Below are 12,877 nucleotides of genomic sequence, written 5' to 3'. Positions count from 1 at the left end.
CAAAGTTAATCATGTTATTTTCAATGCTGACAGTGGCAGGAAGATTACAAAATTATCCTTAAAATTTGTTTTATTTCCTACTGGAATGGAATATTTTCGAATGTTTTCCGAATGGATTGTAACATTTTTAATAAAATTATTTCCATGTTGCATTGTGGTGTATTTTGAAAATAAAGGAAATTTTGGTATATTAATCATATAATAACTGATATATTAATAAAAAACCTAATTAATATTACTGTATACTCATAAACTACTATCAGATTACCAAATGACAAATCTGCAACTGAAGTAAATACTAAAAAGAGAGAGCAGAAGGGAATAGAAGAGTGCGCAAGCTTTATTCTATCAATTTTGTACTACAGAATAATCATATTAAAATAAAGGGGGCAGACCATGAAAAAAATGATTTGGTCAGTTATTACATTAGGTCTTATCCTTTTGGCTAATTGGGGGATTGCCAAACTATTCAACAGTTCATTTCTTGATTGGTCCTTTCTAACCGGACTTTTAGCAACCATCATTATCAGTTTTTTTAATTCTTCAGGTGGTTTTGCTTCAGAGCTCACTAATTCTAAACTGCAAAGCAGTAATGAAGATAATGAACTCGAAGTAGAGGTTTGGACCAAATTGGATAAAGTGGAAAGGAGCTTTCGAGCAACACCCTCATTTTATTTAGCACTGAGCTATACAATTATTACAGGCATCCTAACGTTTATTTTCTATAAAGATTTTATTTTCACTAAATAAACATTCATGTATGATAATTAAATTTTCCTTCTTATGCATGACTTAATATAAAAAGCGAGTATTTCCAATACTCGCTAATCCCGTTTAATAAATAAACAATTTGAGACATAATTCTGAACCAGATTTTGTTTATTAAGGTAATTATGGTAGCTCCTTTTAGCAAAAGACGCTATTTATCATGATCTTTTAGTGCTAATTCATTCCTATTCCTGTTGGTTAACAAGAGCATATGGATAATGAATCACAGCAAATAATCTCTATAATAGATTAGTAATACAATTAAAGAAATGATGGTGTAAATGAGTGATGTGAGGAATGTAATAGTAGGTGAAAATTTATATCTTTGTTGTTCAATTTTGTATCCAGTCGTCGATTGAACTTGCATATCTAAGCTATGACTGGTTATACCTCCCTTTGAAGAAAAGAACCAAATAACTACAGTAACTATTACACCTACAAAAAATGTAATGTCTATCACTTTTGTATTTGTAAAATACGCTGTTCCGAAGCTGAGTATGAATAAAATGATTAATGTAGCGAAGATCGTTAATAACTTTTTCATCGTTTAATTCATCCCCCCTTTTACTCTCAATAATAGCATAAAATGGAAAGTGTATTCAAAAAAGTAAAAATATTTAAAGAAAACTATATCAAAACGAAAAAACATAAGGGATTAATCATGCTATAAACAATTAGTATGATAAACTAAAATTACAAATAATTCTAAAAAAGGAGGGTGTATATGAAAAAATATATTATTTTTATCGTTAGTTTTCTATTGTTTTATACGGTATTACAAATAATATCAGGTCTCATTTTAACTGCAGTATATACTCCAGATCCTTCGATATTAGAGGGTAATCATCCTCAAGAGGTAGTGTTTGGAGGAACTTCTGCAATGCCACTACTGATAATATTGATTACTGCTACAGCTTCCTATATTCTGTCTCAAAAAATAGGCAAAACAACAAAGAATTGAATAAACCCAAACCAGAAATGATTCATTGATGGGAGGGGATGAATAGTTGATTACATATAGAGAAATTGATGAATCATTTTTAAATGAATATGACAGGATTCCTATGCTAATACATGTAAAGAGTATATTTAGTATAGAAAAGATTGACAATGGATTAGGAGGATTTCTATTAAAAGAAACCCCAGTTAAAGAGTACATAAAAGATTTAGGTGTATATGAACTGGCAATAAACTATTCTCAAAGTTTCGATATTTCTAATTGGGCATTTTTTATGGCATTTGATAATGATATACCTATTGGTGCTGTGACTATAGCTTCAAAAACAAAAGATGTTGAAGTGCTCGATGGTCGAGATGATATGAGTGTGCTATGGGATATTAGAGTGGATGATAGATATAAGCAACAAGGTGTAGGTACAGAATTATTTAAGAAGGCTGTTGAATGGTCTAAATCAAATGGATTAAAGCAAATGAAAATAGAGTGCCAAAATAATAATGTTCCAGCTTGTAAATTTTATCATAAACATGGTGCGATATTAGGAAAAGTAGACGAATATGCCTATTACAAAGATGCTGAAATAAAAGATGAAATTCAATTTATATGGTATCTAGATTTATAAGCTTCTCATTGGTATATCAGAGGTGAAATTATAATCCATTATCGATAAATGGAAGCGATCCCTTTAACAAGGAGATCGCGCTTTTTTTTGCCTTCAGTAAAATTTTATTAATTAAAATGAACGTTTTAATCAATAAAATTGTTACTTGTATAGAAAAGGCTCTTTTCTCATAGATTCCTGCGTTTAAAAAGTCAGGTTTCAAGTCTCGATTCTAATCTTAGAAATTCTTAGTAATAGTAAACAACGATAAAAGTCTCTTGTATATAGGAAAATCAGAAAGGGAGATTTTACAGTTGAAATGCAGCAAGGATATTTAACAAGTGTTTTAGAGAAGAGCTTTAAAAATAAAATAGGGGGGTGGATTAATGGAACAAGTTAATGAAGGGAAGGAGCTATTTCATACTTATTATAAAGATGTTTTTCGAGCTTGTTATTATATGGTTCAAAATAAATATGATGCGGAAGATCTATGCCAGGACGTTTTTACTAAAGCATTATGTGAGGATTTTCAAGCGATTCAAAATCAAAAATCCTGGCTACTTAGTATTGCCATGAACATGTCACGAAATTATTTAAAGAGAAATAAAAGAATGATATTAAAGGAAACTGTTCAACTTCTTACATTCATGCGTTTTGGGGACAGCCCAACTATCGAACAAAAAATCGAAAAGAGTGAAAGTAACAGTGAAGTAGTTGAATTAATGAATAAACTACCTATTCGCTTAAGAAAAGTCATGGTATTAAAGTATGTTCATGAATGTAAAGATAAAGAAATAGCAGATATTTTAAAGATCCCCGAAGGTACGGTAAAGTCTAGACATTTTAAAGGAAAACAATTAATTAAAAAGTTAATTCAGGAGGATAAAAATCTTTTCATTGAATGGAGGAATGGACTTGAGAAGTATTGAGGATCTATTAAAGGTAAAAGTAAAAAACGATAATATTGATATTCCTAATGAAAATAAAATGTGGAATAAAGTTGTTTCTAATCTTCAAAAGGGTGATCAGGCCACAACTAAACGTTTAATGAAGCCAAAGCTTGTAATCTCTGTAATATTAATGGCTATCGTTTTAACAACTACTCCTGTATTGGCAAAATACTCGAATGAACTTTTAGAATGGATGCGAGATATAAATGGAAATGGAATTATTACCTCTTTAGAAAATGGATTCGGACAAGAAATCAACAAAACGACAAAAAATGGACTCGGAGTGTTACAGGTGCATAATGTCGTTTCGGATGAAAATGGTACTACTATTAATATTAGCTTAGATATCGATCATGATCATTCAATAAGTGCAGCAGGGTTTGATGATGCACTGTTAATAATGGAAGATGGAAAAGAAGAGAAGCTTGATGCAACTGTAGTTTATAATAAAAAATATGATAAATTAGTCGGCTACTTGCATACTGATAAAGAGATTTCAGCGGATAGTAAAGTCATTCTCCAAATTGGTGGTCTTTCCGAAATACAAACGAAAACAGTAAAGCTTAAATCTTTGATTCAGGACGATACAAAAACGATTCCAATAAATCAAGACGGCATATCTCAAATCAAGTTCATTTCTAATGAATATCGTAACGGGGAGTATCAAATAGATTATCTTATTGAATTAGAAGAGAAAAATAATATCGATCATGCTTCCTTAGTTTTTAGTTTTCAAGATAAACGCATTTTAAGTTCAGGAGTAGTATATAAACGTCCCCAACCGAATGTTCTAAAACTCAGTGAATCATTCAGGCTGGATAAAAATGAACTGGATAATGTAGAAATGAGTTTAGCATATAATGATAGAGGCAATTATTATCCTGAAATGTGGCAGCTGGAATTTGAATATAATTATAATCTTGCAAAAAAATCTACCTATACGATGAAATTAAACAAAACAATTGATATGGGGATCCAGAAGCTTCAATTGAAAAACTTAGTCATCACTCCAAGTAGAGTGAAGATATATTTTGACAAGAAAAATAGTAATAGTGAATCAAATGAAGTTTTTATTAATTATAATGAAGTAACTTTGCAAATTGGAGATGAAAGTTTGGAAGGATATATAGATAGTGAAGGCTATATTTCTTTTGAAACTCAGGGAGTATTAGAAAATATAAAAAGTAAACAAATTTCACTATCCTTCAATAATGCGAGAGTTAGTTATAAAGGGGGAAAACAAGACAAAGTACGCCTTACAAACATTTCTAATGAACCAAATACCATTCACACTGAAATAAAAGGTTTTCCAATAGAAATTACTTATTATTCTAAGGGTAATGATTTGATTGTAGAGTCTGAAAGTAATGACAATCGCTTTGGTGGGATTACACAAAGTGTCATTTATAAAAAGGACAAAAGGATTTTTGCTGATAAGCGTTCCGAGGATGGATTGCATCGACATAATAATCAAGTAGAAACATTTAAAAATATAAAGGATAAAGATCTTACTTTAAATATTTTTTTATTTACAGTTTACGAGGAACGTCCGAAAACTGTTATTCTTAAATAAACCATGTAATAAACTTAGCTCTTACGATCATTCATTTCGGGACTCATTCAATGGAAAGAGTCCCGAAAATACTTGGTCAATCAAGATTCATGGACAATTTCTTTCAAATAATCATCGCTATTCCCGGAATTACCTAATGACATTTGATTCGCCATTGCCAATAGGTAATCCACTTCCATCGAATTTGATACAATTAGTCGGTCTGTTTTGATCGTTAATCCTGTCTTCATACACTCCACTATTTCCACTTAAGAATTCCTGAAGAAATGCTATCGTTAGTTCTTGAATGGACTTCATTACATCAGGTGATTCATCAGAGATAAGCCTACTAATCGTTGAAAATGATAAATGCTTCGCACCGATTACTTTTATAAATGAGCTACTTTTAGGTAAATGCTCATACATTTCCATTTGTTTCTTGATATAGCGTTTAGCAATATTTTTGCTCTGTTCTTCGTCATCTTCGTCTAAAATTGCATCGAGATACTCTTCATAAGAAGTGGCTTCTTGACGAATATTCAGAATGGGGATATTAGGCATCTTGTGATCGATTAAATGCAAACTTGCATCATATAAAATGGCACATCGTATACGTTCTTCAATAGCAGCAATATTGAAAACGGTTGCTCCACCTAGTGAATGGCCTAATACGGCAATTTTATCGGTGTCAAATAATCCATTGAAAAATTTCTCCTGGTTCCATTTTTCTAAAGAATCCACTACTAATTGTACATCCTGCATTCTAGTTTTGATCTGTGTTTCGTCATTTGGATGTCTTTCTGCTTGTGTGATAACTTCTCCATTAGGAAAGACCGTTAAGAAACTATCATATGGTACACTAATTGCAACAACAATGTATCCTTTTTGGACTAATGCTGTTGTGATCTCAAGATACAAATCTCGATCGATCCCAAATCCTGGAGAAAATAATACGACCGGAAATGAAGTATTTGGAATAGGAGTCGCATGATCTTTAACAGAAATAATAACCTCTTTTAACTTTTCAATATGAATCCCTACATTGGAAAAGATGTCTATTGCTTCTTGAATGGCAGGGGAGAAAAGAGAGATAAGATTTGTTTCTATGTCAGTTATTGTATTCTCTAATGCTGGGTAAAAGATGCTGATAGGAAAAGAGCGCGATCCTCTACCTTTTGTATATATCTCTTTTCGACTTGTATCCTCTACAACTTTAACTACTCTACCAACCTTTAAATTAGTGAACATAAAAATTCCCCCATATATATATATATATAAGAATATACTTTATTTTGTTTTCACAATTCTAGAGACTCATAGCTTTGTAAAAATTCCACAAATAGTTACATATTCCTTCTATAAAACAGCAAAAATAGATGTGGATTAGTACAAGATTGCAATAAAGCATAGCTTAAAACCATGCTACATCCATTATTACTAATTAATTTTCATAAACACATGAATATTAGAATGATAAAGGAAATTAAAAAAGGGGGAAAATGAAGTAGGAAAGAAGCCAATCTGGGGTCAGACCCCCACCCGGGATATCTAGAATACATATAGCTTTTCTGTATTAGATACAAGAATTTGGGGTCAGACCCCCCTTTTACCCTTTAATAATTAACAGCTTTTTCTTCATCAAGGGCTTGTGCAAGGGAAGCTTTGATTGTTACCTTATTTAAAGGCAGATTTAAGTGAATAGCAGCCATAGCTATTTTAGGGTGGAGGCCAGACAATATCGTTTTTACACCGATTAGTTGTAGGGCATCGATTAATTGGGAGAGATGATAGACAGACTCTTCATCAATTGTATGTACACCTGATAAATCTATGTAAAGTGTTTGAATACCGTTCTGTGCACACTTTTGAAGTGTACGTTCTATTAATAAGCTTTTATCAAAGTCAATGTCTCCGATTAAAGGTAGTAGAGCACTATTCTTGTTTAGTGAAATTACTGGGGTGCTCAATTCACGAATAGTATCTTGTTGTGCTTTATTATTTGCTTCAGTAAATTTTTCAATGACTTTACTAAAAGCTTTAATAATGACTAAATGCCAGGAATGAATTTGCGAATGATTATATTCCCCTTCATTTATTGATATAAACTCTTCTATTAAATGGAAGTATTGATCCTGCACTCGAAAAAACTCCCTTATTATTCTGTTAATAGGAGTTTTTACATGCTCTTCATCATAGGCAACTTCATTGATCCATTCCTCAAAGGAATTAAAAAATTTTGCTTCCTCTTCAATAAATACTTTGCATAAGTGCTTATGGAAATCATTATTTTGCCTTTTTAATTTCCTTATAACTTCAGAATTATTGGAACTATAAACACCATTATCATCATCTTTATTTAATGAGTCATACCAATCCTCAGTTAATTGGTTGATTTTATTTAATAAAAAATTATACAAATCATTATTTCTATGCATATTTTTCCACCCCCAAATCAAAGTTACCAATTAATTATATATCTTTATTCTTTTGGAGGGAATATTATTAATATTTAAATAAGAAAGGGGTTATAACAAAGACTATTATTCCACCTTATTTTTGAATCTAATTAGTAATGCTTTGATTGCCCAACCAATGGCTATCCCTGGTACAACAGACAAAATCGGTAACCAAATCGGACCAAATAACTGGCCGAATAATGTAAATGTTGATGAGTATATTGTGCCAACTGTAACGGTATATGCGGTGAACACAAATATGATGGATGTATAAGATTTTTTGCCACCACCTGCATCTTTGAATGCATCCCACATTGAAAAGAAATATAAACATGGGTAAAACATGAGCCAATCATAATTTGCCAGTGCAATGGATTTTTCAATTTCTCCATGAAAACTCAATATGATAATCGCATTAAAATGAGCTTTGACATTAATTAATACTTCCAATATTAAAAAAACAAGTCCTTTTACATACTTACCATTAATAATTTGACCGAATCCTGGGAAAGCGATACTCCATAATAATGCTTCTGTTGGTTTTTGTCTTGCCACATTACTCTAACCCCCTAATTAATTATTCTACGGGTAAATTTACTTCCATCTCTCGAGAGTTTATTTTCTATTTTAATATGCCCTAATCAAATTTCCTTCAAAAATGTAACTATTGGTAGAACAACTAATGGAATAGGTCTGAAAAAAATCAAGTTAATATTCGAAATGAATAAATAATGATATTATTCTGATTTGGCTGTGTAATAATGTTTAATTAAATTTATTTTGGGTATATAAATAAATTGCAAAGGAGGTTAATCAATGGAAATAATCATGAAAAATATGAATTTTGATTTTCAACAAATCATAGAAGGAAGTTTAAATGCAAATATTATTTTAGATGACCGAATCATTGTTTATGCCAATAAAGCAAGTAAGTTGTTATTAGGATATAATGAAAATGATGAGATCCTTGGTAAAAGATTCGATCAATTTTTACATCCCGAATTTCATTCCATATGTAAGGAAAGACTAAGACGAGTGACAGAAAACATGGAGATTGCTCCATTAATGGAACAAAAAATGTTTCAAAAAGATGGTTCAGAAATTGATGTAGAAATAATGGCCATACCTTATAAACATTCAAATAATAAGATGATGTCCCAAATTGTTGTACGGGATATAACCGAAAAAAAACATGCTCAGCACCTTATCATGCAAACAGAAAAATTATCACTTATTGGAGAATTAGCAGCAGGTATTGTACATGATATCCGTAACCCCATCACTGCTATTAAAGGATTTCTGCAATTATTAAAAGCAGAAATAGCTAATAACACATACATAGATATAATTGAAACAGAAATTCAGCAAATTGAGGATATTGCCAATGAATTATTATTTTTGGCAAAACCTAAAGAAACCGTATGGCAAGTTGAAAGCCTGTTTGATATCTTAAATGAATCAGTAAATTTATTTAGTACGGAAGCATTTAAAAGGAAGATAAATATTAATATTTATACGGGAAAATATAAAAAGCTTTTTGTCCTAGGAGATAAGGTTCAGTTAAAGCAAGTTTTTGTTAATTTAATCAAAAATGCACTCGAGGCTATTAATAAGAGCGGAGAAATTATCATAAATATTAATAAAGATGATAAATATGTTTATACGAATATTCGAGACAATGGAATAGGGATTCCTTCTGATAAATTAGATCATATTGGACAATCCTTCTTTACTAGCAAAAAGGAAGGAACAGGTCTAGGTTTAATGGTTACCCAAAATATTATCTCAAGCCATAAAGGGAAAATTATGGTGAAAAGTAAAGAAGGAATTGGAACAAATTTTACCATCCAGTTGCCATTATACCCTTCATAAAAGTTCATTTTTATATCAATTAATTTATTTATACATATATCTTTTTAAGTTCATCTTTTACATAGTAGCAAATAATTTTTCTAACAGCTTTCATTCTTAGATAATAAATACAATTAACATATGTAAATTATTACGGAAAAACGTTTGGAGATTACTGCCAAACGTTTTTTATTATTGTGAACGAAATGTAGAATAGTCATTAGGGTGAAATTACCAGATGAAAGAGATGAATCAAACAATTACTATAAAAGGAAGAAATATCATTTCAATGAAATTTTAGAGGATACATAAATGAAATTATTAATTAAGAATCTGCTATATTATTTTTGTATATTTTTATGTTGCATCTTGTTGAGCGCAATATTTAAACATCAGTTAAACCTTTCATCAACTTTTTTCAGTTGCCTAGGTTTGTTTTTGGGAAATCTAGTGTTTGTCTATTTCAGATCAAAAGGATTAGTAAAAGACAATCTAAAGGGAATAGCGAAATTAATGTATGAAGATGTTTCAGAAGAAGGATGGGATCAAGAAAACCTTACAAAAAGAAATTTAGATTTCACGATTGAAAGTATTCAATATATTGATTTGTATACAAAAAAACTAATGAAAACCGAAAAGGGTACTGTATTGTTAAATGAAGCTCTTGATAATATGGTAAATCGCATTGGTGCATATATTGGTGAAGTAATAAAAAGGACTATCAATCAGGATTTTACTTGGTATGAATTCAACTCTGTTTATCATCATTCTAAGTCACTTGCTTGTGTGGCTGAAACTACTAGGCCATATACTCTCCTCTACTCTAAAAAGAAAGATAGAGCTATTTTACCTTTGAACGTGGTAGAACAATATTTAAAAGGGGATTCAGCATATACGAGCTTACAAGAATATGTTGAAAAAATGATACGGGCCTATTCACAATGATAAAACTGTGTTTTAAAATTTGTAAACTGACAAATTACTTTAAAAAATTAGGTAGAAATTAAATTCTACTTTTTTTGCGACTTATTTTTCTATTTTACGTCTCAGTATGTAGAAAGGAGAATGAAATAATGAATAAGGGTATGGCAATTACTTGATGGAAGGGACTATTAGTAAGCTGATACTTAACTCAGGCTACCTTTGTCAAGCTTAGTGAAAATAAATTTTATTGCTAATTAGTAAGGTGTTAATGAATAATTATCAACAAAGTGGAAAATGAAGTAAATTATTCAAATAACATACAATGGAATGATATAATTTAAGAACGATTTACATAGTGAATGGAGGTAAGTAAAAGTGGTTTCTTTTATCGTTCAAATCGGTATTGCAAGTACTTTATTTATATTCTCTAGTATTGCCGCATGGTATGAAGGTAGCGAAATAATGGATAACCCTTGGGAATGGAGGTACTCTACACCTTTTACACAGCTGGTAAAGGGGGGAGTTAGTTATGCAAACGAAATACTTCCTTTAGATTATTTTGTATATGCCATAAAATTTCAACCTACCTTCCCAATCATTATGCTGCTGACTAGTTTATATTTGTTCATAATCATTGGACACCGTTTATTGAAGCAAAGGAAAAAATGGTTTGCTTATTTTTTGACTTTTATAGGTGGCTCATGCGTTTTAGTTAGTTATTTTACTTCCAGTTCACCAACCGTTGGAGGTCGAATGATGTTTAAACTTTTCTTAGCTCTTGGTTTCTTTTTTTTAGGAATTGGACTGATGAGTTATTTTGAGCGATTCAATCGAATGAAGGTGAAAAGGAGGATAAACTAGGTTGCTCGTTAAGTGTTCGAAATGGAAGTTATAGTTGAAAATATTTCAATTGACAGCATTAATTTCTTTAAGGGGAGTGAAGGTATATGAAAAGGTTTGTGATTATAACAGTAGGCAAAACACATAGCGGAAAAACCACTTTTGCTAAATACTTAGAGCAAAAATTGCCTCATTCACTTGTCATTGACCAAGATAATCATGCTGAATTCATCAACAAGTATTATAGGGGCTTAATACCTAATAAAGGGCCGAATACGATCAAATACATTATTACTCAAACAATTGTTGATTATGCGGTAAATCAAACAAATGATCATCTTATTATTTGTAATTCAAATCGTTCCCGCAAAGGCCGCTTGGATTTGCTTCATTACTTTCAGCAAAAGGGATTTATTCGTATCCTCGTTCATTTTGATATTCCAGATCATGTTCTTCAAGAGCGAGTATCTACCACTCAGCGAAGTACAGCTATATTTAGGAGTGCTTCTACATTTGAAGAGGTACTTACTCGTCAACAAGCGGAGTCGAATAGAAGTGACATAATGGATCCAATAGAGGGAGAAGCAGAACACTTATTTATCATTAAAAACCCAGAGGAAGTTCATTCTATCACCCAAAAAATTATTCATATTGCACAAGGTTGTTAAGGTATGGGCAAATTGAATTCAAGGTATTTCTCTATGCGTGATAAAAAGGTTTATTTAATGCTTATCCTATTTGTTTTCCTTGTATTCTTTGGTTGTACCAAATCACCATCTCATAAAGATCCATTCGTACCTGAATCAACAGATATAGTAAGCTCATATAAAGGAATAGAAAATGTAGCAAGACTTAAAGATTTTATTCGGAATGTACGGAATGAGAAAGAAGATCAGATAAGGGTAGTTTCCTATACAAAGGCTGTTTCTTATAATGGTATTTTGTAAAAGCCCTACTGCCGGCTTTTACACCTAATAAAGTATTCAGCGGTTTTGATGAAGCTTGGAACTCTTTTCTCAACGAAATGATGGGAATAGCATTCTTCACTAGATGTTTATTAGTAATAACTTACTTAAATATCAACAATGTTCGAGAAAAGACTACAGAAGGGGATCCTATCATCAGTGATATTTCTTTCAATGGAGAATCTCTTGAAGTGGAAAGAGATACAACAAGAGATAAGTATGGTGAAAATACAATTACAAACCATCATTGTAAATCAATATCAGTGATGAAAGATGAGAATAATCATGATCAATATATTTTGACGGAGTGTAGTGGCTTTCAAAGACCTTATTATCTAGGCACAGATAAAAGATAAGATTTATTTATTACCTTTAAATGATTCAAATATCTGAATCATTTTTTCTCTATAATTCTCTTTAATTCTTTTGCACGATCTTCAAGGAAACACTGCATATATTTTTCTAAAAATAATCTATCAGCTATGCTTCCGAGTATTCCAAAGGGTGATTGATAGTCAAAGGTATCCATCATAATCGTACCTTTCCCTTCTTCAACAAACTCATGTGTATGAATAAACGAGTGGAACGCTCCTTTTACCATAATGTCGATAAATTTATGTGGTTTGTCCATTTCTATAATCTTAGCTGTCAATGTTTGTTTAATTCCAAAATGTATAGCTTCCCATACAACTGTATCTCCATTTTCCAAGAGACCAGTAGTAACACCGCCAATTGCTCGTTCACTTGTTTTTCTAGTGGTTTTCATATGTACTTCTACACTTCGAGCATAATCAAAACAAATAGTTATAGGTGCTTCAATATAAATCGAATACTTAATAATTGGCATGATTTTCCATCCTTTTATATAGTAATGGATAGTTATTGTTTTAATTAGGCTGTATTAGAGTAGTTGTTGCTTTTGTAAAAGCCCTACTGCCGGCTTTTACACCTAAAAGGAATCAACGATTTTTATAGAGTTTGCAGCTCCTTTCTCAGTGAAATGAAAGGTGTA

16 protein-coding genes are annotated in these 12,877 nt (G+C 31.2%); 11 read left to right on the top strand and 5 right to left on the bottom strand.

Annotation, left to right across the window (positions count from 1 at the left end; genetic code table 11):
- The first annotated feature begins 396 nt into the window (after nucleotides 1-396).
- Nucleotides 397-750 carry a hypothetical protein gene (locus I5818_RS18215; RefSeq protein WP_071977298.1) on the top strand — a complete coding sequence of 118 codons (354 nt, stop codon included), beginning with the start codon at nucleotides 397-399 and terminating at the stop codon, nucleotides 748-750.
- Between the two features lie 241 nt (nucleotides 751-991).
- Here I5818_RS18215 and I5818_RS18210 read toward each other — a convergent pair whose 3' ends face one another.
- Nucleotides 992-1,312 carry a hypothetical protein gene (locus I5818_RS18210; RefSeq protein WP_071977297.1) on the bottom strand — a complete coding sequence of 107 codons (321 nt, stop codon included), beginning with the start codon at nucleotides 1,310-1,312 and terminating at the stop codon, nucleotides 992-994.
- Between the two features lie 180 nt (nucleotides 1,313-1,492).
- Here I5818_RS18210 and I5818_RS18205 point away from each other — a divergent pair, with 180 nt between their 5' ends.
- The 4 genes from I5818_RS18205 (at nucleotide 1,493) to I5818_RS18190 (ending at nucleotide 4,850) form a co-directional block, all read left to right on the top strand.
- A complete protein-coding gene (locus I5818_RS18205) occupies nucleotides 1,493-1,729 on the top strand; it encodes a hypothetical protein (protein ID WP_071977296.1) in 237 nt (78 codons plus the stop codon).
- A gap of 46 nt (nucleotides 1,730-1,775) precedes the next feature.
- On the top strand, nucleotides 1,776-2,348 hold the full coding sequence (locus I5818_RS18200; protein WP_058005002.1) for a GNAT family N-acetyltransferase: 573 nt from the start codon (nucleotides 1,776-1,778) through the stop codon (nucleotides 2,346-2,348).
- Nucleotides 2,349-2,713: 365 nt separating this feature from the next.
- Nucleotides 2,714-3,256 carry an RNA polymerase sigma factor gene (locus tag I5818_RS18195; RefSeq protein WP_058005003.1) on the top strand — a complete coding sequence of 181 codons (543 nt, stop codon included), beginning with the start codon at nucleotides 2,714-2,716 and terminating at the stop codon, nucleotides 3,254-3,256.
- Complete coding sequence (locus I5818_RS18190) at nucleotides 3,243-4,850, top strand: DUF4179 domain-containing protein (protein ID WP_058005004.1); 1,608 nt, start codon at nucleotides 3,243-3,245, stop codon at nucleotides 4,848-4,850. Before I5818_RS18195 ends, I5818_RS18190 begins: the two co-directional genes overlap by 14 nt.
- 129 nt (nucleotides 4,851-4,979) lie before the next feature.
- On the opposite strand, the gene I5818_RS18185 is transcribed toward I5818_RS18190, so the two are convergent.
- The 3 genes from I5818_RS18185 to I5818_RS18175 form a co-directional block, all read right to left on the bottom strand.
- Nucleotides 4,980-6,077, bottom strand: a complete 1,098-nt coding sequence (locus I5818_RS18185) for an alpha/beta hydrolase family protein (protein WP_058005005.1) — start codon at nucleotides 6,075-6,077, stop codon at nucleotides 4,980-4,982.
- A gap of 365 nt (nucleotides 6,078-6,442) precedes the next feature.
- Complete coding sequence (locus I5818_RS18180) at nucleotides 6,443-7,264, bottom strand: STAS domain-containing protein (protein ID WP_071977295.1); 822 nt, start codon at nucleotides 7,262-7,264, stop codon at nucleotides 6,443-6,445.
- A 105-nt stretch (nucleotides 7,265-7,369) separates the two neighbouring features.
- The gene (locus I5818_RS18175) at nucleotides 7,370-7,840 is read right to left on the bottom strand and encodes a hypothetical protein (protein ID WP_058005007.1); all 471 of its coding nucleotides are present in this window, start codon (nucleotides 7,838-7,840) and stop codon (nucleotides 7,370-7,372) included.
- Nucleotides 7,841-8,101: 261 nt separating this feature from the next.
- On the opposite strand from I5818_RS18175, the gene I5818_RS18170 reads away from it, so the two are divergent.
- The 6 genes from I5818_RS18170 to I5818_RS18145 all read left to right on the top strand — a co-directional run bounded on the left by I5818_RS18170 (nucleotide 8,102) and on the right by I5818_RS18145 (nucleotide 12,221).
- Nucleotides 8,102-9,157, top strand: coding sequence for an ATP-binding protein (locus tag I5818_RS18170; RefSeq protein WP_058005008.1), 1,056 nt, complete (start codon nucleotides 8,102-8,104; stop codon nucleotides 9,155-9,157).
- A gap of 417 nt (nucleotides 9,158-9,574) precedes the next feature.
- Complete coding sequence (locus I5818_RS18165; RefSeq protein WP_244975350.1) at nucleotides 9,575-10,081, top strand: hypothetical protein; 507 nt, start codon at nucleotides 9,575-9,577, stop codon at nucleotides 10,079-10,081.
- Between the two features lie 354 nt (nucleotides 10,082-10,435).
- Nucleotides 10,436-10,921: a YjdJ family protein gene (locus tag I5818_RS18160; RefSeq protein ID WP_071977294.1), complete on the top strand. Its 486-nt coding sequence runs from the start codon at nucleotides 10,436-10,438 to the stop codon at nucleotides 10,919-10,921.
- Nucleotides 10,922-11,007: 86 nt separating this feature from the next.
- Entirely contained in the window at nucleotides 11,008-11,568 is a 561-nt protein-coding gene (locus I5818_RS18155; RefSeq protein ID WP_071977293.1) for an ATP-binding protein, read from the top strand.
- 3 nt (nucleotides 11,569-11,571) lie between these two features.
- On the top strand, nucleotides 11,572-11,847 hold the full coding sequence (locus I5818_RS18150; RefSeq protein WP_071977292.1) for a DUF4362 domain-containing protein: 276 nt from the start codon (nucleotides 11,572-11,574) through the stop codon (nucleotides 11,845-11,847).
- Between the two features lie 77 nt (nucleotides 11,848-11,924).
- Nucleotides 11,925-12,221 carry a DUF4362 domain-containing protein gene (locus I5818_RS18145; protein ID WP_078110958.1) on the top strand — a complete coding sequence of 99 codons (297 nt, stop codon included), beginning with the start codon at nucleotides 11,925-11,927 and terminating at the stop codon, nucleotides 12,219-12,221.
- A gap of 38 nt (nucleotides 12,222-12,259) precedes the next feature.
- Here I5818_RS18145 and I5818_RS18140 read toward each other — a convergent pair whose 3' ends face one another.
- Nucleotides 12,260-12,712 (bottom strand): SRPBCC family protein, encoded by a 453-nt coding sequence (locus I5818_RS18140; protein ID WP_071977290.1) that lies wholly within the window; start codon nucleotides 12,710-12,712, stop codon nucleotides 12,260-12,262.
- Nucleotides 12,713-12,877: the final 165 nt, after the last annotated feature.

The organism is Heyndrickxia oleronia (assembly GCF_017809215.1).
In the GTDB taxonomy this organism is placed as follows: Bacteria; Bacillota; Bacilli; order Bacillales; family Bacillaceae_C; genus Heyndrickxia; species Heyndrickxia oleronia.
Note: the sequence above shows the minus strand (reverse complement) of the source record. Positions and strands in the feature narration are given on the sequence as shown.

Coding starts and splice junctions, on each gene's coding strand:
- I5818_RS18215 (WP_071977298.1), top strand. CDS start 397: ATGAAAAAAATGATTTGGTCAGTTATTACATTAGGTCTTATCCTTTTG.
- I5818_RS18210 (WP_071977297.1), bottom strand. CDS start 1,312: ATGAAAAAGTTATTAACGATCTTCGCTACATTAATCATTTTATTCATA.
- I5818_RS18205 (WP_071977296.1), top strand. CDS start 1,493: ATGAAAAAATATATTATTTTTATCGTTAGTTTTCTATTGTTTTATACG.
- I5818_RS18195 (WP_058005003.1), top strand. CDS start 2,714: ATGGAACAAGTTAATGAAGGGAAGGAGCTATTTCATACTTATTATAAA.
- I5818_RS18185 (WP_058005005.1), bottom strand. CDS start 6,077: ATGTTCACTAATTTAAAGGTTGGTAGAGTAGTTAAAGTTGTAGAGGAT.
- I5818_RS18180 (WP_071977295.1), bottom strand. CDS start 7,264: ATGCATAGAAATAATGATTTGTATAATTTTTTATTAAATAAAATCAAC.
- I5818_RS18170 (WP_058005008.1), top strand. CDS start 8,102: ATGGAAATAATCATGAAAAATATGAATTTTGATTTTCAACAAATCATA.
- I5818_RS18155 (WP_071977293.1), top strand. CDS start 11,008: ATGAAAAGGTTTGTGATTATAACAGTAGGCAAAACACATAGCGGAAAA.
- I5818_RS18150 (WP_071977292.1), top strand. CDS start 11,572: ATGGGCAAATTGAATTCAAGGTATTTCTCTATGCGTGATAAAAAGGTT.
- I5818_RS18145 (WP_078110958.1), top strand. CDS start 11,925: ATGATGGGAATAGCATTCTTCACTAGATGTTTATTAGTAATAACTTAC.
- I5818_RS18140 (WP_071977290.1), bottom strand. CDS start 12,712: ATGCCAATTATTAAGTATTCGATTTATATTGAAGCACCTATAACTATT.